The organism is Streptomyces sp. NPDC090045 (assembly GCF_044747975.1).
GTDB lineage: Bacteria > Actinomycetota > Actinomycetes > Streptomycetales > Streptomycetaceae > Streptomyces.
On the sequence record NZ_JBIVFA010000006.1, the window covers coordinates 266171 to 289044 of the forward strand.

Annotated in this window: 23 protein-coding genes and 1 riboswitch; of the genes, 10 read left to right on the forward strand and 13 right to left on the reverse strand. The window is 70.7% G+C overall.

Features of this window, described 5'->3' with window-relative positions; all coding sequences use genetic code 11:
* Positions 1–7: 7 nt before the first annotated feature.
* On the forward strand, positions 8–1393 hold the full coding sequence (locus tag ACIPYQ_RS18820; protein WP_401252365.1) for a serine hydrolase: 1386 nt from the start codon (positions 8–10) through the stop codon (positions 1391–1393).
* A 51-nt stretch (positions 1394–1444) separates the two neighbouring features.
* On the opposite strand, the gene ACIPYQ_RS18825 is transcribed toward ACIPYQ_RS18820, so the two are convergent.
* From ACIPYQ_RS18825 to ACIPYQ_RS18835, 3 genes are read right to left on the reverse strand one after another with little or no spacing between them, the layout of a single operon-like run.
* Positions 1445–2620 (reverse strand): winged helix DNA-binding domain-containing protein, encoded by a 1176-nt coding sequence (locus ACIPYQ_RS18825; RefSeq protein ID WP_401252368.1) that lies wholly within the window; start codon positions 2618–2620, stop codon positions 1445–1447.
* A 57-nt stretch (positions 2621–2677) separates the two neighbouring features.
* On the reverse strand, positions 2678–3139 hold the full coding sequence (locus ACIPYQ_RS18830; protein ID WP_401252370.1) for a GNAT family N-acetyltransferase: 462 nt from the start codon (positions 3137–3139) through the stop codon (positions 2678–2680).
* A gap of 17 nt (positions 3140–3156) precedes the next feature.
* A complete protein-coding gene (locus ACIPYQ_RS18835) occupies positions 3157–4059 on the reverse strand; it encodes a GNAT family N-acetyltransferase (RefSeq protein ID WP_401252373.1) in 903 nt (300 codons plus the stop codon).
* A 112-nt stretch (positions 4060–4171) separates the two neighbouring features.
* Between ACIPYQ_RS18835 and ACIPYQ_RS18840 the strand changes: the two genes are divergently transcribed.
* Together ACIPYQ_RS18840 and ACIPYQ_RS18845 are read left to right on the forward strand one after the other, a co-directional pair.
* Positions 4172–4822, forward strand: coding sequence for an HAD family hydrolase (locus ACIPYQ_RS18840; protein WP_401252376.1), 651 nt, complete (start codon positions 4172–4174; stop codon positions 4820–4822).
* 142 nt (positions 4823–4964) lie between these two features.
* Entirely contained in the window at positions 4965–6158 is a 1194-nt protein-coding gene (locus tag ACIPYQ_RS18845; protein WP_361765393.1) for a globin domain-containing protein, read from the forward strand.
* Positions 6159–6192: 34 nt separating this feature from the next.
* On the opposite strand, the gene ACIPYQ_RS18850 is transcribed toward ACIPYQ_RS18845, so the two are convergent.
* The 5 genes from ACIPYQ_RS18850 to ACIPYQ_RS18870 form a co-directional block, all read right to left on the reverse strand.
* Positions 6193–6672 carry an NUDIX hydrolase gene (locus ACIPYQ_RS18850; protein WP_361765390.1) on the reverse strand — a complete coding sequence of 160 codons (480 nt, stop codon included), beginning with the start codon at positions 6670–6672 and terminating at the stop codon, positions 6193–6195.
* Between the two features lie 60 nt (positions 6673–6732).
* Positions 6733–7638, reverse strand: a complete 906-nt coding sequence (locus ACIPYQ_RS18855) for a LysR family transcriptional regulator (protein WP_401252380.1) — start codon at positions 7636–7638, stop codon at positions 6733–6735.
* Positions 7639–7814: 176 nt separating this feature from the next.
* Positions 7815–8972, reverse strand: coding sequence for a cystathionine gamma-lyase (locus ACIPYQ_RS18860; protein ID WP_401252383.1), 1158 nt, complete (start codon positions 8970–8972; stop codon positions 7815–7817).
* Positions 8969–9466 (reverse strand): low molecular weight protein-tyrosine-phosphatase, encoded by a 498-nt coding sequence (locus ACIPYQ_RS18865; RefSeq protein ID WP_401252387.1) that lies wholly within the window; start codon positions 9464–9466, stop codon positions 8969–8971. The genes ACIPYQ_RS18860 and ACIPYQ_RS18865 overlap by 4 nt, the downstream gene beginning before the upstream one ends.
* An 11-nt stretch (positions 9467–9477) precedes the next feature.
* Positions 9478–9858, reverse strand: coding sequence for a phage holin family protein (locus ACIPYQ_RS18870; RefSeq protein WP_361765378.1), 381 nt, complete (start codon positions 9856–9858; stop codon positions 9478–9480).
* 89 nt (positions 9859–9947) lie between these two features.
* On the opposite strand from ACIPYQ_RS18870, the gene ACIPYQ_RS18875 reads away from it, so the two are divergent.
* From ACIPYQ_RS18875 to ACIPYQ_RS18890, 4 genes are all read left to right on the forward strand, one after another.
* Positions 9948–10265: a cupin domain-containing protein gene (locus ACIPYQ_RS18875; RefSeq protein WP_319721218.1), complete on the forward strand. Its 318-nt coding sequence runs from the start codon at positions 9948–9950 to the stop codon at positions 10263–10265.
* A 155-nt stretch (positions 10266–10420) separates the two neighbouring features.
* Positions 10421–10648 carry a DUF5326 family protein gene (locus tag ACIPYQ_RS18880; RefSeq protein ID WP_401252390.1) on the forward strand — a complete coding sequence of 76 codons (228 nt, stop codon included), beginning with the start codon at positions 10421–10423 and terminating at the stop codon, positions 10646–10648.
* 297 nt (positions 10649–10945) lie between these two features.
* A complete protein-coding gene (locus ACIPYQ_RS18885; protein ID WP_401252725.1) occupies positions 10946–11683 on the forward strand; it encodes an IclR family transcriptional regulator in 738 nt (245 codons plus the stop codon).
* A gap of 97 nt (positions 11684–11780) precedes the next feature.
* Positions 11781–12230, forward strand: a complete 450-nt coding sequence (locus ACIPYQ_RS18890; protein WP_319721220.1) for an SsgA family sporulation/cell division regulator — start codon at positions 11781–11783, stop codon at positions 12228–12230.
* Positions 12231–12275: 45 nt separating this feature from the next.
* Here the strand turns inward: ACIPYQ_RS18890 and ACIPYQ_RS18895 are convergent, their stop codons facing one another.
* A complete protein-coding gene (locus ACIPYQ_RS18895) occupies positions 12276–13703 on the reverse strand; it encodes a YibE/F family protein (protein ID WP_401252394.1) in 1428 nt (475 codons plus the stop codon).
* A gap of 72 nt (positions 13704–13775) precedes the next feature.
* A riboswitch (TPP riboswitch) is annotated at positions 13776–13921 on the forward strand.
* On the opposite strand from ACIPYQ_RS18895, the gene thiC reads away from it, so the two are divergent.
* Entirely contained in the window at positions 13916–15703 is a 1788-nt protein-coding gene (gene thiC / locus ACIPYQ_RS18900; RefSeq protein ID WP_361765366.1) for a phosphomethylpyrimidine synthase ThiC, read from the forward strand. Its footprint overlaps the riboswitch before it by 6 nt.
* Positions 15704–15769: 66 nt before the next feature.
* Here the strand turns inward: thiC and ACIPYQ_RS18905 are convergent, their stop codons facing one another.
* From ACIPYQ_RS18905 to ACIPYQ_RS18915, 3 genes are all read right to left on the reverse strand, one after another.
* On the reverse strand, positions 15770–16588 hold the full coding sequence (locus tag ACIPYQ_RS18905; RefSeq protein WP_401252397.1) for a hypothetical protein: 819 nt from the start codon (positions 16586–16588) through the stop codon (positions 15770–15772).
* Between the two features lie 149 nt (positions 16589–16737).
* Entirely contained in the window at positions 16738–17961 is a 1224-nt protein-coding gene (locus ACIPYQ_RS18910) for a metallophosphoesterase (RefSeq protein ID WP_401252400.1), read from the reverse strand.
* A gap of 230 nt (positions 17962–18191) precedes the next feature.
* On the reverse strand, positions 18192–19307 hold the full coding sequence (locus tag ACIPYQ_RS18915; RefSeq protein WP_327414982.1) for a LacI family DNA-binding transcriptional regulator: 1116 nt from the start codon (positions 19305–19307) through the stop codon (positions 18192–18194).
* Positions 19308–19668: 361 nt separating this feature from the next.
* Between ACIPYQ_RS18915 and hisC the strand changes: the two genes are divergently transcribed.
* Complete coding sequence (gene hisC / locus ACIPYQ_RS18920; protein ID WP_361765359.1) at positions 19669–20748, forward strand: histidinol-phosphate transaminase; 1080 nt, start codon at positions 19669–19671, stop codon at positions 20746–20748.
* A 42-nt stretch (positions 20749–20790) separates the two neighbouring features.
* Here hisC and ACIPYQ_RS18925 read toward each other — a convergent pair whose 3' ends face one another.
* Entirely contained in the window at positions 20791–21159 is a 369-nt protein-coding gene (locus ACIPYQ_RS18925) for a cyclophilin-like fold protein (RefSeq protein WP_361765355.1), read from the reverse strand.
* Between the two features lie 200 nt (positions 21160–21359).
* Between ACIPYQ_RS18925 and ACIPYQ_RS18930 the strand changes: the two genes are divergently transcribed.
* Complete coding sequence (locus ACIPYQ_RS18930; protein WP_319721231.1) at positions 21360–22865, forward strand: cytochrome ubiquinol oxidase subunit I; 1506 nt, start codon at positions 21360–21362, stop codon at positions 22863–22865.
* Positions 22866–22874: the final 9 nt, after the last annotated feature.

Here is a 22874-nt window from a genome sequence, read left to right on the forward strand (position 1 = left end):
TCCGAGCATGGATGATCTTTCTGAGGACCTGGAACTGCTCCCCGCCACCCGGCGTGCTCTCAGGCACCGGATCGCCGTCGCGCAGAGCGAGGGGCGGGCGCCGTCCGTCGTGGCGGCCGTCGTGCGCGACGGTGAGGTGGTCTGGGAAGGCTCTCGGACCTCGGTCGAAGGGCACGGTCCGGACGGGAACGTCCAGTACCGGATCGGCTCGATCACCAAGACCTTCACGGCTGTTCTGGTGATGCGCCTGCGGGACGAGGGACTCCTGCGGCTTTCGGATCCGCTGGAGGAACACCTTCCGGGGACGGGCGCGGGCGAGGTGACCATCGCTCAGTTGCTGGCCCACACCGGCGGACTGGCGGCGGAGACCCCCGGCGAGTGGTGGGAGCGCACCCCCGGCGATCTGCGGCCCGAGCTCGCCGACGTCCTGGGGGAGGAGCCGTTCGCCCACACGCCGGGAAGCCGCCACCACTACTCCAACCCGGGCTACACCCTGCTGGGTTCGCTGGTGGAGGCGCTGCGCGGGCAGCCCTGGGAAGACGTGCTGCGGGCCGAGGTGCTGGAGCCCCTGGGGCTGGACCGCACGAGCGGGCAGCCGCAGGCCCCGCACGCGGGCGGCTGGGCGGTGCACCCGTGGGCGGACGTGATGATGCCCGAGCCGCTGGAGGACCTGGGGCTGATGGCCCCGGCGGGGCAACTGTGGTCCACGACCAGGGACCTGGCCCGGTTCGCCGATTTCCTGCTGCGCGGTGACGAGCGGGTCCTGAGCGCGGACTCCGTACGGGAGATGCGCACGTCGGCGGCGCCTCCGGAGCCCGGTTTCGCCGACCTCGGCTACGGGCTGGGGATGCAGCTGACGGCCGTCGGCGAGCGCAGGCTCGCGGGCCACAGCGGATCGCTGCCCGGTTTCGTCGCGGGGCTGTGGGTGAGCGAGGCCGACGACGTGGCGGCGGTGGTACTGGCGAACTGCACGTCGGGGCTTCCGGCCGCGACGGTGGCCGCGGAGCTCGTCAGGATCGTGGCGGACGCCGAGCCCCGGTTCCCCCGGCCGTGGCGGCCCTTCCTGGAGTCCGACCGGGTGCCGCTGGAGCTGTGCGGCCCCTGGTACTGGGGGACTTCGGCGCAGGTGGTGCGGCTGACGGCGGACGGGCTGCTGGAGCTGGGCCCGGTGGGCGCGACCGGGCGCACGGCCCGTTTCCGGCCCGGGCCGGACGGCACCTGGACCGGACTGTCCGGCTACTACGCCGGTGAGACGCTGCGGGCGGTGCGCCGCGAGGACGGCTCGGTGAGCCACCTCGATCTGGCGTCCTTCGTGTTCACGCGCGAGCCGTACGACCCCCAGGCTCCGGTGCCCGGCGGGGTGGACCCGCAGGGCTGGCGGGGCATCGGCTGACCGTCCGGGTCCGAACCGGCGCCGGGGCCAGGGCCGGGCCCCGGGCGGGGCTCAGGCGACGAGCTCGCGTTCCAGCGGGGTACGGAAGCGCGGGGTGATGCGGGCCTCGCCCACCCATGCGGCGAGGCGCGCGGCCTCGGCGGTGATCGCCTCCTCGGCGGCGCGGCCGGGGCTGCCCAGCAGCCTCCAGACGATCTCGCCGTCGGAGCGCTGGGCCCAGCCGCCGACGATCTCGCCGTTCCACCACACGGTGGGGCCGATGTTGCCGGCGTAGTCGAAGAGCGCGGGCCTGTGGGCGGGGTCGAGGTGGAAACCGCGGTCGGCCCAGCCCATTGCGGTCGGGTCGAGGCCGGGCAGCAGCGCGGCCCAGGGCTCCGGGGCCGGTTCGGGAAGGGTGTCCCCGGGGCCGACGAGGGCGGTGCTGCCGTCCTCGAGGCGGACCTGGTCCGGGCCCACGGCGGCGAGGGCCTTGCGGACGTCCGTGAGGGTCCAGCCGGTCCACCACTTGAGGTCGGCCTCGGTGGCGGGGCCGTAGGCGCGCAGCCAGCGGCGGGCGATCTCCGCGCGGGCCTCGACGGCCGGTACCGCGGGCCACGGCTCGGTGTGGACCCAGCGGTACTGGCTGGAGGTCCACGACCCGCGCGGCCGGTCGCGCCGGATCCGGCCGTCGGCGGCCAGCAGCCGGATGACACGGGTCGCGACACCGGTCTCCGTCTCGTACTTCTTGCCCCGGCCGATGGTGATCTTCCGGCGCAGGGCGGGCACGGCGGCCGACAACTGGCTTCCGGTGGCCGGCCCGTGGACGTCGAGGGCGTCGAGCGCGGCGGCCTCCGCCCGGGCCAGCCACTCGGCGTCGAGCCCCTGACCGTCCTCGTCGAGGTGCTTGAGGAGCGTGCGGCGCTCCTTCACGGCGATGGCCCGGGCGGTCGAGGCGTCGACATGGGGGGCGAGTTCCGTGGAGACCGCGAAGAGCGTGTTGCGCATGCTGAGCAGCCGCACGAGGCTGACGTCCTCGTAGAGCGCCCGCTCGACCACACCGGGACCGCCTTCGGCGAGTCGTGCACGGGCGGAGAGGAAGATCGTCGCGGCGTCGGTGGCGTGCAGGGCGACGACCGAGTCCGCTGCCTGCGCCACCGTGGCGGCGCGGGCCGAGGGAGCGAGGCGGTGCCGCCGGCCGAGCCGGTGGCGGCGCTCGGCGGTGGTGACGAGGGGGAGGCTGGGGCTCATCCTCCCGATCGTAGGCCGGGCCGCCGACACGGTGGCCCGGCCTGCCGGTCGGCGTGCTCAGAGCTGCAGCTTGAACCCGACGTGGGACGCGGTGAATCCGAGCCGCTCGTAGAAGCGGTGGGCGTCGGTCCGGGTCACGTCCGAGGTCAGCTGCACGAGGCTGCAGTTCTCGGCACGGGACTTCTCCACGGCCCATTCGATGAACCGGGTGCCCAGCCCGCCGCCGCGCTCGTCCGCGTGGACCCGGACGCCCTCGATGAGGGAGCGGGTGGCCCCCTTGCGGGACAGACCCGGGACGATGGTCAGCTGGAGGGTGCCCACCACACGGTCCGCGCGGACGGCGACGACCAGGTGCTGGTTCGGGTCGTCGGCGAGGCGCGCGAGCGCCGCGCGGTACGGGGCGAGGTCCTCCGGGGACTCACGGGTGGCGCCCAGTGGGTCGTCGGCCAGCATGGCGACGATGGCCGGCAGATCGGCCTCGGTCGCGGGCCGGATGGCCGGCTCGGGGGTGTCGGTCATGAGGGGCGCTTCCTCTCTCAGCCCGCGGCCACGGTGAGCGGAGCCCAGCGGCGGGTCCAGTCGCCGGGCAGGTCGGGGATGTCCCGGGTCATGACGGCGTTGAAGGCCACCGAGCCGAGACCGCGGTCCTTGAGCCAGGCGAGGAGCTCCTCGTGCCGCACGTCGACATCGGTGCGCAGCGGCCGGTCCGTACCCGCGGCGAGCGCGGTGACCAGCGACCGGGCGGTGCCGGTGTCCTTGGCGATCAGCGGGCCGATGACATGGGTGTCCATGTTGGGCCAGGCCGCCGCGTAGCCGGTGAGGGTGCCGTCTCCGCTGCCGTCCTCGGCGACGAGCAGCCGGTCGGAGAAGGCGGGCAGTCTGGTGATCATGTGGGTGCGGTCGGTGCCGAAGACCTCGGCGTCCAGACGCAGGATGCGCGGGAGGTCCGCGGCGGTGGCCGGCCGGATCCGCGGGGTGCCGGGGGCGGCGGGGGAGCCCGGGGTGCCTTCGGGCCGGAAGGTGCCCTTCAGCATCTCGGCTCGGCCCGTGGTCGTGAAGCCGAGCTCCTCATAGAGGGGACGCCCGTACGGAGTGGCGTGCAGGGTGAGCGGCACACCCTTGAGCACGTTGTCGCAGACGTGGGTCATCAGGCGCCGGCCGAGACCCTGACGGGCGTAGCGGTCGGCCACGAGGACCATGCCGATGGCGGCGAGCTCCGGGCCGGCGCCGGTGTGGCCGTACGGGGTGACGATGCACGCCGCCGCGAGTCCCCGGCCGTCCGGGGCGTCGACGCCGTACCCCGTTCCGGCGGCGAGGAGCAGACCCCACTTGTGGTCCTCGCGGAGCCAGCCGCGATCTTCGGAAAGGTCGGCGCAGCGGTGGAGATCGTCCACGGCCAGCGTCCGGATCGGCAGATCGGTGATGTGTGGTGGTGTCACCGCCTCAGACTGGATCATGGACCGGGAGCCGTCCAGAGGATTTGGGGGGAGATGTTTCACGTGAAACACGACCCCTGTTTCACGTGAAACGAACCCACTAACCTCGATGGCTATGACCCGCCTGCACCTCTTCGACCTCGACGGCACGCTGATGTACGGCTCGTCCGCGCCGGTCGAGATCTCCCGTCAACTCGGTCTGAGCACCGAGATCGCCGCGCTGGAACGGGCCTTCGGCGCCCGTGAGATCGGGCCGCACCAGTTCTCGGTGGCCGTCCACGCGCTCTGGGCCGAGCTCACGCCCGCGCATGTCCGGGCGGCGTTCGACGGGTCCCCCTGGCTCGCGGGAATCCGGGACGTCTGGCAGGAGATCCGGGAGCGCGGGGACTACTGCGCGGTGATCTCCCTGTCGCCGTCCTTCTTCGTGGAGCTGCTGCTGGAGTGGGGCGCGCACAGCGCGCACGGTTCGGTCTTCCCGGAGGTGCCGTTCACCCGGCCGGTGGAAGCTGCCGGGCTCCTCACGCCCGAGGGCAAGGTCACGGTGGCGGACCGGCTGTGCGAGCAGTTCGGTGTGAGCCGGGGCGACTGCGTCGCGTACGGGGATTCTGCGACCGACTCGGTGCTCTTCGAGGTGGTGCCGGTGTCGGTGGCCGTCAACGCGCGGCCCTATCTGGCGGAGCGTGCGACCCATGTCTACGAGGGCCGGGACCTGCGGGACGCATACCAGCTCGTAGGGGTGGCACGCCCGGGAGTTCAGGCATCTTAGGAGGAAAGTGGGTTCGAAACGCGGATTTTCCGCGTTTCCCCACCGGCCTCTGAGTCGGCTGGCACGCTGTGAAACCCGGAACCACGGATTCACAGACCGTGGCGTGTGCAGACCGACCGAGATGCTCGAAGCGAGGCACCGCATGGACGCTCCGCCCACCAGATCGGCCAGACGCGATGCGGCCCGGATACCGGCCGAGGGCGGTGGTGGTACGGCAGAGCCCTCACCGGATGCCGTCCTCATCCGCCGGACCCTCGCGGAGGTCGCCCCGATAGCCGGCAAGGTGACCTCCTACTTCTACGCTCTGGTGTTCACCGGCCACCCCGAAGTGCGGGGGATGTTCCCCGCGGCCATGGACGCGCAGCGCGACCGGCTGCTGAAGGCGCTGCTGACCGCCGCCGAGCACATCGACAATCCCGAGGTACTCGTCCCCTACCTGCGCCGACTGGGCACCGGGCACCGGAAGTACGGCACCATGGCCGGCCACTATCCGGCGGTCGGCGAGGCCCTCGTCGGGGCGCTCGCCCGGTACGCGGTGGAGAGCTGGGGGCCGGAGACCCAGGCCGCGTGGGTGCGCGCGTACACCGCGATCTCCCAGATCATGATCGACGCCGCGGCGGAGGACGAGGTGAAGGCCCCGGCGTGGTGGCACGCGGAGGTCGTCTCCCACGATCTGCGCACCGCGGACATCGCGGTGCTGACGGTCCGCCCCGACCAGCCGTACGCCTTCCTGGCCGGCCAGTACGCGAGCCTGGAGACCCCGTGGTGGCCGCGGGTGTGGCGGCACTACTCCTTCGCCTCGGCGCCGCGCGCCGACGGGCTGCTGTCGTTCCACGTCAAAGCCGTCCCCGCGGGCTGGGTCTCCAACGCGCTGGTGCGCCACGCCCGCCCGGGGGACGTGCTGCGCCTCGGACCGCCGGCCGGGTCCATGGTCGTGGACCACACCACGGACAACGGGATGCTGTGCCTGGGCGGCGGCACCGGCATCGCCCCGATCAAGGCGCTGATCGAGGACGTGGCCGAGCACGGCGAGCGGCGGCCGGTGGAGGTCTTCTTCGGGGCGCGCAGCGACCACGATCTGTACGACAAGGACACGCTGCTCGGGCTGCAGCGCTCGCATCCGTGGCTGTCGGTGCGCCCGGTGGTGGGCGACGGGCTGGCCGGTCAACTCCCGCAGGCCGTCGGTGAACACGGGCCGTGGAGTTCGTACGACGCCTTCATCTCGGGGCCGCCCGCGATGATCCGGAGCGGGGTGGACGAGCTCCTTCGGATCGGCATCCCCGGCGAAAGGATCCGCCACGACGCGGTGGAGGAACTGGTGGGCATCCCCGGCTGAGACCGGCGGGCAGCCCGCCGGTCCCAGTCCGGGCTCAGCCCAGGTCGGGAGCGTGCATGGCGCGTACGCCCTCGATGTTGCCGTCGAGGTAGTGCCGCAGGGACAGCGGGACGAGATGGACGGCGGCGATCCCCACGCGGCTGAAGGGCACCCGGACGATCTCGTACTCGCCCTCGGGTTCGTCGACCTCGGGACCGTGCCGCAGGCTCGGGTCCATCGATTCGAGGCGGCAGACGAAGAAGTGCTGCACCTTCACGCCGGTCACCCCCCGGTCGGCGATGTGCTCGACGGTGTCGACGAAGCAGGGCACCACATCGGTGATCTTCGCGCCGAGTTCTTCGTGGACCTCTCGGTGGAGGGCGTCGACGACGGTGGCGTCCGAGGACTCCACTCCCCCGCCGGGGGTGAGCCAGTACGGATCGACGCCGGGCTTGGTGCGTTTGATGAGGATCAGGTCGTCACCGTCGAGCAGGATCGCGCGGGCGGTGCGTTTGACCACGGGACGTTCGGTCATGGGAGAAGAGTGGCCCACCACTCCCCTTCTGAAACGCGCCACGGGCCGGAAAAGAGGGGCTCACCAGCGCACGGCGGCGTCCACCAGCCGGTCGTGCGCCCGCGCGAGGTGGGCGAGGGCGAGGCTCCCGGTCCGCACGACCAGGAACCAGGTGCGCAAGGGCGGTACGGAGGGCTCCGCCAGGGCCACGATGCGGCCGCCGTCGAGGGCCTCCTGGCACAGGTAGCGGGGCAGGACGGCGAGCCCGGCGCCGGCCCCGACGCATTCCAGTACGGCCCGCAGGTCGGGTGCCACCACGGTGGCGGCCAGGGACCGGGCATCGGGCCGGGTGTCGAAGACGGCGGCCCAGTAGCGGGTGACGAGCGGCAGGCTCTCGTGGACCTCCACGACGGGGATGCCGTCGAGTGCGGCCGGACCCTCTTCGCGCAGCCGCTCCGTGTCGACGAGCGCGGCCCAGTAGGGCGCGGCCACCAGGACCTGCTCCTCGTCGCACAGGGCGGTGGCGGTGAAGAGCCCGCCGCGCGGCTGGGCGGTGGTGACGACGAGGTCGTGGTGACCGGCGGCGAGCCCGTCGAGGGTCGCTTCGGCGCCGGTCTCCAGGGCGGCGCGCAGGGTGTGGCCCTGGCCGACGAGGGGCGCGAGGGCGGGCAGCACGCGCAGGCACAGGAACTCGGGTGGCCCGGCGACGTGGAGGGTGCGCAGCGCACCGGCGGCCTCCCGCCCGGCCTCGGTGATCCGCAGCAGCGCGTCGAGGTGCGGGGCGGCCTGGTGGGCGAGTTCGTCACCGACGGCGGTGGGGGTGACGCCACGGGCCCGGCGGTGGAAGAGGGGCCGCCCCAACTGGCGCTCCAGGGTGCGGATCTGCGAGGTCACGGCGGGCTGGGACAGGCCCAGGAGGGCGGCGGCACGGGTGAACGAGCCGGCCCGGTGAACGGCGACGAAGGTGCGCAGCAGGGCCAGGTCCATGGCGGCACCTCTCGGTGGGGGCCTTCAACTATAAATATGCCGATAGGCCCCTGTCGTTACCGTGATTGGACTCTGACGCAGAGTCAATTAGCCTTGTCGCGTGGTTCCTCGCGCGCGGAACCCGGGGCGGTCCGAGCCACGAGGGGGGAGGCTCGGACCGTCGTCCCAGGGCCTGCTCAGCCGGCGCCGCCTGCGAGGTCGAGGGCGCGCAGGACGTCCGCGACCAGGTCCTCGGTGTCCTCGGCCCCGGCGGAGAAGCGGATGAAGCCCTCCGGCACGGCGTCGCCGCCCCACCGTCCGCGCCGCTCGGCGGTGGACCGCACTCCACCGAAACTCGTGGCGTCCTCGACCAGGTGCAGGGCGGCCATGAAGCGTTCCGCGTGGGCACGGTCGGGCAGGGTGAAGGAGACCACCGAGCCAAAGCCGCGCATCTGCCGGGCGGCCGTCTTGTGCGAGGGGTCCGTGGCCAGGCCCGGGTAGCGCAGCCCGGTCACGTGCGGGCGGTCGGCCAGCGCCTCGGCGACGGCCAGCGCGTTGGCCCACTGCCGGTGCGCGCGCAGCTGGATCGTGGCGAGCGAGCGGTGGGCGAGCCAGGCTTCCATCGGGCCCGGGATCGCGCCGACGATCTTGCGCCAGCGCCGGACGCCGGCGGCGAGCTCCGGGTCGCGGCAGACCACGTACCCGAGCAGCAGGTCGCCGTGGCCGGTGAGGCCCTTGGTGCCGCTCGCGACGGAGAAGTCAGCGCCGAGCTCCAGGGGCCGCTGACCGAGCGGGGTGGCGAGGGTGTTGTCGACGGCGACCAGGGTCCCGCCGGTGTGCGCCGCGTCCGCGAGGCGCCGTACGTCGCAGACGTCGAGCCCGGGGTTGGACGGGGTCTCGATCCACAGCAGCCGGGCTCCGTCGAGGACCGCGAGCTGGGCCTCGTCGCGGGTCGGGGCGGTGCGCACGTGGATCCCGTACGCCTCCAGCTGCTCCCGCAGCAGGGGCAGCGCCTGGTAGCCGTCGTCGGGCAGGACCACGGTGTCGCCGGTGCGCGCCTGGGAGAGGAGGACGGCGGAGACCGCCGCCATGCCGGAGGCGAAGACGATGGTGTGCACCTCCTCGCCGGGGGCCTCCAGTTCCCCGATCGCCCGCTCCAGCAGGGTCCAGGTGGGGTTGGTGTCGCGGCCGTAGGCGTACGGGCCCTCGACGTCGCCGGGGAGGTGGAAGTGGGCGGCGAAGACCGGTCCGGGCAGGGTCGGTTCGTTCTTCACGGGCTCCGGCAGTCCGGCGCGGACGGCGCGGGTGCCGTCGCCGATCGCCTCGGCCCTTCTTTCGGGGGCGTACTCGTTCACGCGGTGTGCTCCTTCACGGCCTCGCGTACGGCGTCCAGCAGACCGGGGCTGGCCGCCTCGACCAGCTCCAGGCACTCCTCGAACCCGTCGAGGGACCCGTAGTAGGGATCCGGTACGTCGGTCTCCGCGGCCGCGGCCGGATCGTAGGACCGCAGCAGCCGGATCTTGGCGGCGTCCTGCGGGGTGGGTGCGAGTGCCCGCAGGTCCCGCAGGTGTCCGGCGTCGAGCGCGATGACGAGGTCCAGGCGGTCGAACCAGGAGGAGCGGAACTGCCGGGCCCGGTGGTCCTGCTCGTAGCCCGCGGCTTCCAGGACGGCGACGGTGCGCGGATCGGCGCCGTCGCCCTCGTGCCAGCCGCCGGTGCCGGCGCTGTCCACCTCGACCAGGTCGTCGAGGCCGGCCCGCGCCACGTGGGCCCGGAAGACGGACTCGGCCATGGGGGAGCGGCATATGTTGCCCGTGCAGACGAAGCAGACGCGGTAGAGGGGCGTCATGGGCGTTCCGTTCAGTTCTTGTCGGGCAGGACCATGTTCACGGCCCAGGAGACGATGGAGATGATCAGGCCGCCGAGGACCGCGGTCCAGAACCCGTCGACGTGGAAGCTGAGCTCGAGCTCCGAGGCCAGCCACGAGGTCAGGAGCAGCATCAGGGCGTTCACGACGAGGGTGAACAGGCCCAGGGTGAGGACGAACAGCGGCAGCGAGAGCAGCTTCACCAACGGCTTGACGATCAGGTTCACCAGGCCGAAGACCAGGGCGACCAGGATCAGGGTGAGCGTGCGGCGGCCCAGGCTGCTGCCGTCGTCGAGGGTGATGCCTTCGAGCAGTGCGATGGCGACGGCCAGGGCCGCCGCGTTGGCGAGCGTCTTGACTACGAAATTCATCATGTGTCTGATCGTGGCAGAGAAGATCCCGGTGGGACATCCGCAGATCAGCGGATGCGACGGCGCTACCGAGTACAAGGGGCACAACCACGATGAAAGCCTTCCGGCTTGACGAGCTCGAAGCGGAGCGGGCCGCCAACGACGGCGCCTATCTGCAGTTCCTGCGCGAGCGGAACATGTCCGTCGGGCTGTACGCGCTCGACGCCGGGCAGGTCGATCCGCAGCAGCCCCACCGCCAGGACGAGGTGTACTTCGTCGTGAGCGGGCGCGCCTCGATCACCGTCGGGGAGGAGACGACCACCGTGGCGCGCGGCAGCGTCGTCTACGTCCCGGCGGGCGTCCCGCACAAGTTCCACCACATCACCGAGGACTTGAAGGTGATGGTGGTCTTCTCCCCGCCGGAGAGCTGATCGGAGAGCCGAGCGCACCGGGCGGCTGAGGGTCGGGGTCCGGATTCCCCTAAGGGGCCGGTCAGGGGAGTCCGGGGGCTCGCGGGCCCCGATCCGGGGCCGTGGCCTCCTAGCATCGAGAGCAGGAAGTCAAGGACGAGGAAGAGGTCGAGGACATGGACGGCATCCGAGAGACGTTCGCAGGCATGCCCTGGTGGGTTAAGTGGGTCGCCGTTCCGCTGCTGGCGCTGTTCGTGTTCGGCGGTGTGATCACCAGCATCCTGACCGTGCTGATCGGCGTCGTCTTCAAGGTGCTCCTCTTCATCGGCCTCGTCGCCGGTCTGGTGTTCGTCGTGAAGAAGGTCGGCGGAGGCCGTACGAAGTCCTCCTCCGGCGACTGGTAGAGCGCGGCGGGGACGCGCCCGCCGGGGCCGCGATTGGGCCAGGTGAGGGAACGCGAGGCACTAAACCGCTCACACCCCCGGAACCGGCGGATAGAGTGGCAATCTGCGCCGGTCCCTGGGCATCGAAAGCCGGTACTGCCGCTCTGACCTGCGGTGATGCTAACGAGCCGCCGAGTACGACCCCCAGGAGACACGGCATGCGCGGGGGCGGCCCCCGCAGGGCGGGCCTCCCCGATGGCCCGTCGCCACGCCTGGGGGTGAGCTTTGTCTCCGGTTCACAACGCCGGTGTGCCGACGCTGATCGGCTCGGTCCAGAGGGCGCTGAGACTGCTCGAAGCAGTCGGGTCCCATAGTCAGGGAGCCCCGGCGAAACAGCTCGCGCGCGAGGCCGGGCTCCCGCTCCCCACCGCGTACCACCTGCTGCGCACCCTCACCCACGAGGGATATCTGCGCAGGGAGGGCGGAGTCTTCGTCCTCGGTGACGCCGCGGGTCGGCTCGCCGGTGGGGGACTCCAGCAGAAACGTCGCAGCATGATCCTCGACTCCCTCGCGCACTTCCGCGACGCGGTCGGGGCACCCGTCTACTTCGCGGTCTACCGCGAGGGTGAGATCGAGGTCGTGGGCGTCTCGGACACCCAGGCCAGTCCGGCCTGCGAGGAGTGGGCCGACTTCCGTGCGACCGGCCATGCGCACGCCATCGGGCAGTGCCTGCTCGGACAACTCGACGAGAAAACGCGCAAGGACCATTACGACCGATATCCGGTCGAGGCGATCACCGCTTATACCGTGCGGGATCTCCGGTCGCTCGAGGACCGGATCGGAGCCCTCGGTCGAATGCAGCCAGTAACCGAACGCCAGGAATATGCCCTCGGCACGGTCTGCGCGGCCATCCCCATCACAGCGGGCGATACCGCCGCAACCATGGCCATTTCTCTCCCCTTGCACCAGGAAGATCGATTGCGCTATGTAGTCGATCGACTACGGAGTGAAGTAGGCGCGCTGTTGAGTACCCTCTCGTTCTCTATCAGTATCTGAAAACTCACTCCTTGTGATCTGCTAGCGCTTCCACCACTCTTGTCAAGAGGAGCCTGGGGGATCATTCCTGGCCACTTCCACTACAGCGGGGTAGGCAATGCGCGAGTCGGTACAGGCAGAGGTCATGATGAGTTTCCTCGTTTCCGAGGAGCTCTCGTTCAGGATTCCGGTGGAACTCCGGTACGACGCCCGTGATCCCTACGCAGTCCGCCTGACCTTCCACCTTCCCGGAGACGCGCCCGTGACCTGGGCGTTCGGCCGGGAGCTCCTCCTCGACGGCATCAACAAGCCGTGCGGTGACGGCGACGTGCACATCGCCCCCACCGATCCGGAGGAGCTGTCCGACGTCCACATCCGGCTGCAGGTCGGCGGCGACCGGGCCCTGTTCCGCGCCAGCGCGGCGCCGCTCGTCGCGTTCCTCGACCGCACCGACCGGATCGTTCCGCTCGGACAGGAGCGGAACCTGGGCGACTTCGAGGAGAACCTCGACGAGGCGCTCGGCAAGATCCTGGCGGAGTCGAAGCAGAACGAGCAGAACGCGGGCTGACGCACGCGTCCACGCTCATCCGCCCCTCCCCATCGGGCATCCCCTTCAGCGCTTGCGCCGCCGGCCCCGGCCGCCGCGGACCGGCCCCGCGGCCGGCGCGACGTCCGGGGATCCCGGCCGGTCCGCGGAAACCACCAGCGAGGCCAGCGCCGTCGTCACGGGGACCGAGGCCACCAGTCCGATCGAGCCCACGAGGGTCCGTACGATCTCCACCGCGACCAGCTCGCTGTTGGCCACCGAGCCCATGCTGCTGTTCGCGATCGAGAACAGCAGGAGCAGGGGCAGTGCGGCGCCCGCGTAGGCCAGCACCAGTGTGTTGACCACCGACGCGATGTGGTCGCGGCCGATCCTGATGGCCGCCCGGTACAGGGCGCGCGACCCCATCGAGGGGTCCGCCTGGTGCAGTTCCCAGACGGCCGACGTCTGGGTGACCGTCACGTCGTCGAGCACGCCCAGCGATCCGATGATGATGCTGGCGAGCAGCAGACCGCTCATGTCGATGTCCGGGTACAGCCCGTGGATCAGCCCGGTGTTGTCGTCCGTGTTGCCGCTGAGGGACGCCCAGTCGATGAACACCGAGCCCAGCAGGCCGATCAGCACCAGCGAGACGAGGGTGCCGAGGACGGCGACCGAGGTGCGGGCGGTCAGGCCGTGGCACATGTAGAGCGCGATCAGCATGATGGCGCTCGCCCCGACCACCGCGACGACGAGGGGGTTCGAACCCTGCAGGATGGCCGGGAGGATGAAGAGCGTCAGGACGCCGAAGCTGACGATCAGCGCGATCAGTGCGAACAGCCCGCGCATCCGCCCGACGAGGACGACCGCGAGCGCGAAGATGCCGGCCAGCACCGCCAGCGGCATCTTGCGGTTCACGTCGATCACCGAGTACTGGAGGTCGCGGGGGGCGTCGGGCGCGTAGGCCACGACCACCTCCTGGCCGTCCGTCAACTGCCGCGGCGCACCCGGCTGGACGACCTCCACGAAGGTGCGGCCCTTGTCCGGACCGGTGCCGATCTCGACGGTGGCCTTCTTGCACTCGCCGGTCTGCGCGGCCTGGGCCTCACGGCCCTCGGGGGTGGTGGGGTTCGCGGTCGTCGGTACCTGAGCGGCGTTCACCGATTTGCAGTCGACGTGTTCGAGGGAGACGACCTTGCCCTGCTGGGTCTGCCGGTCGAAGCCCACCCCGGTGCGCTCGTGGGCGGGGGCGCCGCCCGGCCAGAGCACCACCATGCCGATGAAGACGGCCGTGGCGAAGGGGATCAGTACGGCCGCGATGACCTTGCGCAGGTGCTTCGAGACGGGAGCCGCCGGGCCGTGCCCGTGGCTGTGACCGTGGCCGTGGGAATGACCGGCGGAAGGGCCGGCGGAGGGCCCGGACGAGTGCCCGGCGGAGTGCCCCGGGCCGTCGTGCGCGTGGCCGTCGTGGCCATGGGGCTCAGTGGGCTCGTTGGGGGGCTGCGGCGAGGACGTCACCAGCAGATCATCGCAAGAGATGAGGGGGCCCACTGTTCAGCACGCCATGGATGACGCTAGCGTGGGGGCTACTTTGCACAACGCGGGAGCTCGGAGCACCGGGCTGAGAGGACGCTGATCACCGTACGCGCATCACGGATGCGTACGGGAAGAGGCTGCGTCGACCGCCGAACCTGTTACCGGGTAATGCCGGCGTAGGGAGATCAGGTCTCATGACCATTCAGGACGCACGCACGCCTGCCGTCAGCCAGGACGCCGACGGCCAGACCGAGCGCCAGCCCGGCTGGCACAAGGGCTACGTGGCGGGCTCCCGCCCCGACATCCGGGTGCCGGTCCGCCAGGTCCACCTCACCAACGGCAAGGACGTGACGCTCTACGACACGTCCGGTCCGTACACCGACCCGCAGATCGAGACCGACGTCCGCCGGGGCCTCGCCCCGCTGCGCGAGAACTGGATCATCGGCCGCGGCGACACCGAGGAGTACGCGGGCCGTCCCGTGCGCCCCGAGGACGACGGCATCAAGCACACCTCGCCGCGCGGTGGCCTCAAGAACCTCGACGCGGTCTTCCCGGGCCGCCCGCGCCAGCCCCGCCGGGGCCGTGGCGGCGCCGCCGTCACGCAGCTCGCGTACGCCCGCCGGGGCGAGATCACCCCGGAGATGGAGTACGTCGCGATCCGCGAGAACGTCTCTCCCGAGGTCGTCCGCGAGGAGATCGCCGCAGGTCGCGCCGTGCTTCCGGCGAACGTGAACCACCCCGAGATCGAGCCGATGATCATCGGCAAGCGGTTCCTGGTGAAGGTCAACGCCAACATCGGCAACTCCGCGGTCACCTCCTCCATCGAGGAGGAGGTCGACAAGATGACCTGGGCGACCAAGTGGGGCGCCGACACGGTCATGGACCTCTCGACGGGCCGCAACATCCACACCACCCGCGAGTGGGTGCTGCGCAACTCCCCCGTCCCGATCGGCACCGTGCCGCTCTACCAGGCGCTGGAGAAGGTCGACGGCCGCGCCGAGGACCTGACCTGGGAGATCTACAAGGACACGGTCATCGAGCAGGCCGAGCAGGGCGTCGACTACATGACGGTCCACGCCGGCGTGCTGCTCCCGTACGTCCCGCTGACCGCCCGCCGCAAGACCGGCATCGTCTCGCGCGGCGGCTCGATCATGGCCGCGTGGTGCCTCGCGCACCACAAGGAGAACTTCCTCTACACGAACTTCGAGGAGCTCTGCGAGATCCTCGCGACGTACGACGTCACGTACTCGCTGGGCGACGGCCTGCGTCCCGGCTCCATCGCGGACGCCAACGACGCCGCGCAGTTCGCGGAGCTGAAGACGCTGGGCGAGCTGAACACGATCGCCAAGCGGCACAACGTCCAGACCATGATCGAGGGCCCGGGCCACGTCCCGATGCACAAGATCAAGGAGAACATCGACCTCCAGCAGGAGATCTGCGAGGAGGCGCCGTTCTACACGCTCGGCCCGCTGACCACGGACGTCGCGCCCGCGTACGACCACATCACCTCGGGCATCGGCGCCGCGATGATCGCCTGGTGGGGCACCGCGATGCTCTGCTACGTCACGCCCAAGGAGCACCTGGGCCTGCCCAACCGCGACGACGTGAAGACCGGCGTCATCACGTACAAGATCGCGGCGCACGCCGCCGACCTGGCCAAGGGGCACCCCGGCGCCCAGGAGTGGGACGACGCCCTGTCGGACGCGCGGTTCGAGTTCCGCTGGGAGGACCAGTTCAACCTGGCCCTCGACCCGGACACGGCCCGCGAGTTCCACGACGAGACCCTTCCCGCCGAGCCGGCCAAGACCGCGCACTTCTGCTCCATGTGCGGCCCGAAGTTCTGCTCGATGAAGATCTCGCAGGACATCCGCCGCGAGCACGGCGGCGACCTGAAGGCCGACGAGATCCAGGCGGGCATGGCGGAGAAGTCCGCCGAGTTCGCGGCCTCCGGCAACCGCGTCTACCTGCCGCTGGCCGACTGACCCCCACGGTCCGTGTGAGCGGCGGAGGCTCCCGTCCGGGCTTCCGTCGCTCATCGCGCGCGGAGGTCACTCCGGGCGGTTGTCCGGACCGCCGAAGTCCGGGCTGGTGAAGTCCGGGGGTGTGTAGCCGGGGCGGGGGCTCTCCGAGGGGGAGCCCGGGCTGGTGAAGTCGGGACGGGTGTATCCCAGGTTGGGGATGCGCCCGGCCGCCGGCGTTCTGGGGGTCGGGAAGCCCGGCCCCGCACTCGGGTCGGCCAGGGCGTCCCGCAGGAACGGCATGATGCCCCGCTCCAGCAGCGCGTGCCGCCAGGCCTCGCGGGCCCGCGCCACCTCGTCGGGTACGGCCTCGGTCTCGTCCGCCACGACTTCGGTCGCGCTGTTGCGGACGGCCGTCACCAGCAGCCCGATCACCGCGAAGAGCAGCGCGGCCACGGTGAGCGCGCCGAACAGCCAGCCCGCCGTCAGCATGGTTTTCGCGAAGGCCGGTTCGGGCTCGATGAGCTTGAGGCTGTAGCCCACGAGCAGGAAGATCAGCATGGCGGTGCCCGCCAGGACGGGCGCGAGGACCGCGACCACGGCGCCCGCTCCCGCGCCGCCGCCCATGCCCTGCACGCCGTCCTCGTCCCCCGCGGCGCCGGGTGCGGACAGCACCTCGTCGCGTCGTTCCCCGCGGACCTTCACGTAGTGGCCGTACTCGGCCGCGGCCGCGGCCGCCAGCAGTGCGCTGGCCCCCTGGGCCATGGTGCGCAGCTGTTCGGCGTTCAGACGTTCGCCGAGGGTGGCGAGCTCGGGCCGTTCGTTCGCGGTGCGCAGCGCCTCGTCGAGGAGGCGGTCGAACTCCGGTCGGTCTTCGGTCAGCAGGTGCGGAGCGCTGGTCATGTGCATCCCCCGATACTCCGTAGAAGCCGGTATCCCCGCGTAGAACGGGGCGCCGGCACAAACGGAGGAGAGCCTGCTACGGATAGAGCGATGGTAGAGCGCCCGCACCACGCCGTGACAGGGGCTTTGCCGAAATACCCCCGTGGTGACAAACCTCAGTCGTTCAAGGGGAGCTGTACGACGAGCAGCTTGCCCGCCATCGTCACCCCACCGTCCATCGCGATGGCGAGCCCTTCCGCGTACACGTGCGGGCCGTCCACGGCCTCCGGGCCGCGCGACTCGTCCCCGTCCTCGGTGCCCACCTCGCCGAGCAGGTACGGGATGGGGCTGTGCCCGTGCACGACGCGGCTGCCGCCGTAGGTGTCGAGCAGTTCGCGTACGGCCTGCGGACCGGTTCCCTCGTCGCGGAAGGCGAACCGCTTGGTGAACTTGCGGAAGAGGTCCCAAGTGATGTCGGCGTCGCCCCGGTTGAGGAGCTCGTGGATGGTGTCGTTGACGTCCTCGATGGAGTCGCCGTAGTCGAGGTAGGCCGTGGTGTCGGAGTGCAGCAGCAGGTGGCCCTCCTCCAGGACGGCCGCGTCCAGCCGCGACATCCACTGCAGGTGTACGTCCTGCAGGCGCTCCATGTCGGAGCGCTGGCCGCCGTTGAGGAGCCACGCGGCCTGGAAGGTGGCGGTGCCGGCGCCGGAGACGACGGGGGTGTCGCCGAACCGCTTGGCGCCGATCAGCAGCAGCTCGTGATTGCCCATCAGGGCCTTGCAGTAGCCGCCGGCGGCCGCGGCCTCGGCGGAGAGCCGCATGACGAGGTCGATGACGCCGATGCCGTCGGGGCCGCGGTCGGTGAAGTCGCCGAGGAACCAGAGCCGGGCGTTGCCGGCGGACCAGCGGCGCTCCGCGTCGATGAGGCCCTGGGCGTGGAGTTCGGTGACGAGCTCGTCGAGGTAGCCGTGGACGTCGCCGACGACGTAGAGCGGGCCGGGGCCGTCGGCCGCGGCCTCCTGCGGGACGTACTGGACCTGCACGGTGTCGCCGGGGCCGCCGAGGGCACCGCGGCCGATGATCGGCAGGTCGCGGTGGGTCGGGGTGTAGCCCTCGAAGTCGTCGTCCTCGGGGGTGTGGCTCGTCGCGTGCACGGGATGCGAGGCCGGCGGTGCGGCGGGCGGCGTGGCGGGCGGTGCGGCCGGCGCCGGCGCGTAGCCGGGCTGCGGGGGCACGGCCGGTGTGCCGTCGTCGTAGTACGCCGGGTACTCGCCGTAGACGGGAGCCTCACCGGGATGCCCGGTGGATGCGGCGTACGCGGCGGGTTCGGTGACTGGAACCCGGAAGTCCCGCAGCGTGTCCGTCCGCATCGCGGGTCCCTGACCGGCCCCCTGAGTCATCGACCCCTCCACCACCGTCGCGCTGCCGTACACCTGCGGACCCTCCTGACCTCCGGGGAGGAGGGTCCGTGATGTCGTGCGCCCATCATAGGAATGCGGCTCGCGCTCTGTGACGCACCAGGGGTGGTGAATCCTTTGCGGAGCCGATCGTTCCTACCGCTTTCTACCGATATAGGTGTTGCTGAAATGCTCGGCCGGTTCGCCGACAGGCCGACCGGACGGTCTGGCGGTCAGTCCTTGGCCGGGGAACGCGGTGGGCTGACGGTCGTTCGCGGCTGCCTGCGCTGCGACGACGTACGGATGATGAGCTCGGTCGGGACCACCTGTTCGACGGGTCGTCCGGTGTCCACTCCCTCGATCGCGTCGATGAGCAGCTGCACGACGGCAGTGCCGATGCGGCGCGGTTTGAGGGAGAGGGTGGTGATGGGCGGCTCGGTGTTGGCGTAGACGGTGGACTCGCTGCAGCAGACGAGCAGCAGGTCCTCGGGGACGCGCAGGCCGTAGCGCCGGGCGGCGGCGAGCAGGTCGGTGCCGTTGGGGTCGAAGAGCCCGTAGACGGCGTCGGGCCGGTCGGGGCGGGCGAGGAGCCGGTCGGCGGCGACGGCGCCCGCGCACGGGTCGTGGGCGGGGTAGGACTCGTAGACGGGGTCCTGGCCGACGCGCTCGCACCAGTTGAGGTAGGCGGTGGTGGAGAGCCGGGTGTACGTGTCGGTGGTGGTGCCGGTCAGCAGCCCGATCCGGCGGGCGCCGGCGGCGGCGAGGTGGTCGAGCAGGCCGAGTACGGCGGCCTCGTGGTCGTTGTCGACCCAGGCGGTGACGGGGAGGGAGCCTGCGGGGCGGCCGTCGGAGACCACGGGCAGACCTTGGCGGACCAGTTCGGTGACGACGGGATCGTGGTCGGAGGGGTCGATGACGACGGTGCCGTCGAGGGCGACGTTGGACCACACGTCGTGGCGGGAGGTGGCGGGGAGGATGACGAGGGCGTAGCCGCGGGCGAGCGCGGCGGAGGTGGCGGCCCTGGCCATCTCGGCGAAGTAGGCGAATTCGGTGAAGGTGAAAGGTTCATCCCCGTACGTCGTCACGGTCAGGCCGATGAGGCCCGACTTGCCGGTACGGAGGGTGCGGGCGGCGGCCGACGGGCGGTAGCCCAGCCGGTCGGCCACCTCGCGAACGTGGCGGCGGGTGGCGTCGGGCAGCCGTCCCTTTCCATTGAGCGCGTCGGAGACGGTTGTGATGGAGACGCCCGCCGCGGCGGCCACGTCCCTGATGCCGGCCCGGCCCTGTCGGCCGGCGGCCCGCCGGGTGGTCTCGGTCCGGCTCACCTGATGCTTCCCTGCTGCTGTCATGGCGAGCCGATAGTAGGGCTCGGTGGGGTGGGTGGTCCGGGTGCATATGCACCCGTTGACAGGCACGATTCTGCATGGTTCGCCACCCCCAATGACCTTGGAAATAAAGGTATTTGGTCGCTGAGAGTGAGGGTGGGGCTTGTCGGCGGGTCCGGGCATGCCAAAACGGTGTGGTCTCGGGACGGTCTCAACTCACCTGCACGAGGGACGCGCGCCACGGCGCAGGCCACCGGCGCGCGCATATATGCGCGCGCTCCCCCGCATTCCAGGCGCCCCCATTCTCGGAACGGCGGAATCCTCATAAGGTGAGCAGTATTGAGTCGACGGCGACGTCGTACGGGACGGTCGAGGAGGACCTGCGGTGAGCGAGAAGAGCCCGAAGCTGCGCGCCGAGCTGGACGGCATTCCGACGTACAAGCCCGGGAAGCCGGCCGCCGCGGGAGGGCCCGTCGCGTACAAGCTGTCGTCGAACGAGAACCCGTACCCGCCGCTGCCGGGGGTGCTGGAGACCGCGGTCTCGGCGGCCGGCAGCTTCAACCGGTACCCCGACATGGCCTGCACCGGCCTCGTGAACGAGCTCGCCGAGCGCTTCGGGGTGCCGGTCGAGCACATCGCCACGGGCACCGGCTCGGTGGGCGTGGCCCAGTCCCTGATCCAGGCGGCGGCCGGCCCGGGCGACGAGGTGATCTACGCCTGGCGCTCCTTCGAGGCGTACCCGATCCTCACGCAGATCTCGGGCGCGACCTCGGTGCAGGTCCCGCTGACCGACGGGGACGTCCACGACCTGGAGGCCATGGCGGCGGCGATCACCGACCGGACCCGGCTGATCTTCGTCTGCAACCCGAACAACCCCACCGGCACCGCCGTGCGCCGCGCCGAGCTGGAGCGGTTCCTGGACCGGGTCCCGTCGGACGTCCTGGTGGTCCTGGACGAGGCCTACCGAGAGTTCGTGCGCGACGCGGACGTCCCGGACGGCGTCGAGCTCTACCGCGACCGGCCGAACGTGGCCGTGCTGCGTACGTTCTCCAAGGCGTACGGCCTGGCCGGCCTGCGGGTCGGCTTCGCCATCGCGCACGAGCCGGTGGCCGCGGCGCTGCGCAAGACGGCGATGCCGTTCGGTGTCAGCCAGCTCGCGCAGGACGCGGCGGTGGCCTCGCTCCGTGCCGAGGACGAGCTGATGGGCCGCGTCGGGGCGCTGGTGGGCGAGCGTGCGCGGGTGCACGAGACGCTGCTCGCCCAGGGCTGGTCCGTGCCGGACACCCAGGCGAACTTCGTGTGGATGCGGCTGGGGGAGCGGACCGCCGAGTTCGCGGCGGCCTGCGAGAAGGCCGGTGTGGTGGTCCGGCCCTTCGCGGGCGAGGGCCTGCGGGTCACGATCGGTGAGACCGAGGCGAACGACCTCTTCCTGCACACGGCGGAGGCGTTCTTCAAGGAGCTGTAGGCGGCCGTGGGTGTCCTGGCGGCCGGACCCGGGAGGGGCCGGTCAGGCCAGTTCCACGCGGATGGGATCGCCGTCGCGGACGGTGGAGAGCAGGCGGGGGTCGCCGTCGAACGAGCCGAGCACGTTGCAGGGGCTCGCCAGGCGGCTCTCGCCTCCGCGCGAGATGGGCGTGGGGCCGTAGGGCAGCGCGAGCGCGTCGCCCTCGGTCCAGAACGCGACCGTGCCCGGCTCGACGACCTGCCGGGCGTCGTGTTCCAGGGCCACCGAGACGCCGGTGTCGAAGTAGACCTCCTCGCCCCAGGTGTTCGCGGAGGCGGAGATCGGAAGGGCCTCGGCCAGTGCCTTGCTGGTCGGGGTCTCGTCGAGGGTTGCGGTGAGCTGGCCCGCAGGCCAGGAAATCCGTATCTGCATGAGCCGCATTCAACAATCTGTTGAATGGATTGGCTAGGGGGGTCCCGAGGGGTACCCCGCCTGAAGGTTGCCGACAGCGGTACGACATAATGCTTGTGAATGTGAACGCGTTCACAAGCGTGTCCTGCTTTCTCCCGGATTGAGTGGGACACAACAGGCAGACTGCCGCGTGACCACGGCGACGCGAAGGAGACGAGGACGTGGACCTAGCTTTGGCGCCGGAGACTCTGGCGCGATGGCAGTTCGGAATCACCACCGTCTATCACTTCCTCTTCGTACCCCTGACGATCTCGCTCGCCGCGCTCACGGCCGGCCTGCAGACCGCGTGGGTGCGCACCGAGAAGGAGAAGTACCTCAGGGCCACGAAGTTCTGGGGAAAGCTTTTCTTGATCAATATCGCGATGGGTGTCGTCACCGGCATCGTCCAGGAGTTCCAGTTCGGCATGAACTGGTCCGACTACTCGCGCTTCGTCGGCGACATCTTCGGGGCCCCGCTGGCCTTCGAGGCGCTGATCGCCTTCTTCTTCGAGTCGACCTTCATCGGCCTGTGGATCTTCGGCTGGGACAAGCTGCCGAAGAAGATCCACCTGGCCTGCATCTGGATGGTGTCCATGGGCACCGTCCTCTCCGCCTACTTCATCCTGGCGGCCAATTCCTGGATGCAGCACCCGGTCGGGTACCGCATCAACGAGGAGCGGGGCCGGGCCGAGCTCACCGACTTCTGGCTCGTGCTCACCCAGAACACCGCCCTCACCCAGTTCTTCCACACCATCACGGCCGCCTTCCTGGTGGGCGGCGCGTTCATGACCGGCATCGCCGCCTTCCACCTGGCGCGCAAGAGGCACATCCCGGTCATGCGGAGCTCGCTGCGGCTCGGCCTGGTCGTCATGATCATCGCCGGTATGGGCACGGCCCTGAGCGGTGACCTGCTCGGCAAGGTGATGTTCAAGCAGCAGCCCATGAAGATGGCCGCCGCCGAGGCGCTCTGGGACGGCGAGGCGCCGGCTCCCTTCTCGGTCTTCGCCTACGGCGACGTCGAGAAGGGCCACAACAAGGTCGCGATAGAGATCCCGGGCCTGCTGTCCTTCCTCGCCAACGACGACTTCACCTCCTTCGTCCCGGGCATCAACGACGTCAACAAGGCGGAGCAGGAGAAGTTCGGCCCCGGCGACTACCGGCCCAACATCCCGGTCGCCTACTGGGGCTTCCGCTGGATGATCGGCTTCGGCATGGCCTCCCTCGGCATCGGCGTGCTGGGCCTGTGGCTGACCCGCAAGAAGTTCATGCTGCCGCCGGGTCTGCGGACCGGGGAGGACGAGGTCCCGAACCTGGTCCTCTTCAAGAAGGCGCTGAGCCCGAAGTTCGCCAACCTGTACTGGATCGTCGCGCTCTGGACGATGGGCTTCCCGCTCATCGCCAACTCCTGGGGCTGGATCTTCACCGAGATGGGCCGCCAGCCCTGGGTGGTCTACGGAGTCCTGCGCACGCGGGACGCGGTCTCGCCGAACGTCTCCCAGGCCGAGGTGCTCACCTCGATGATCGGCTTCACCCTCCTCTACGCGGTGCTCGCCGTCATCGAGGTCAGGCTCCTCGTCAAGTACGTCAAGGCCGGACCGCCGGAGCTCACTGAGGCCGACCTCAACCCGCCCACCAAGATCGGCGGGGACGACAAGAACCCCGACCGGCCGATGGCCTTCTCGTACTGAGGCTGAGGA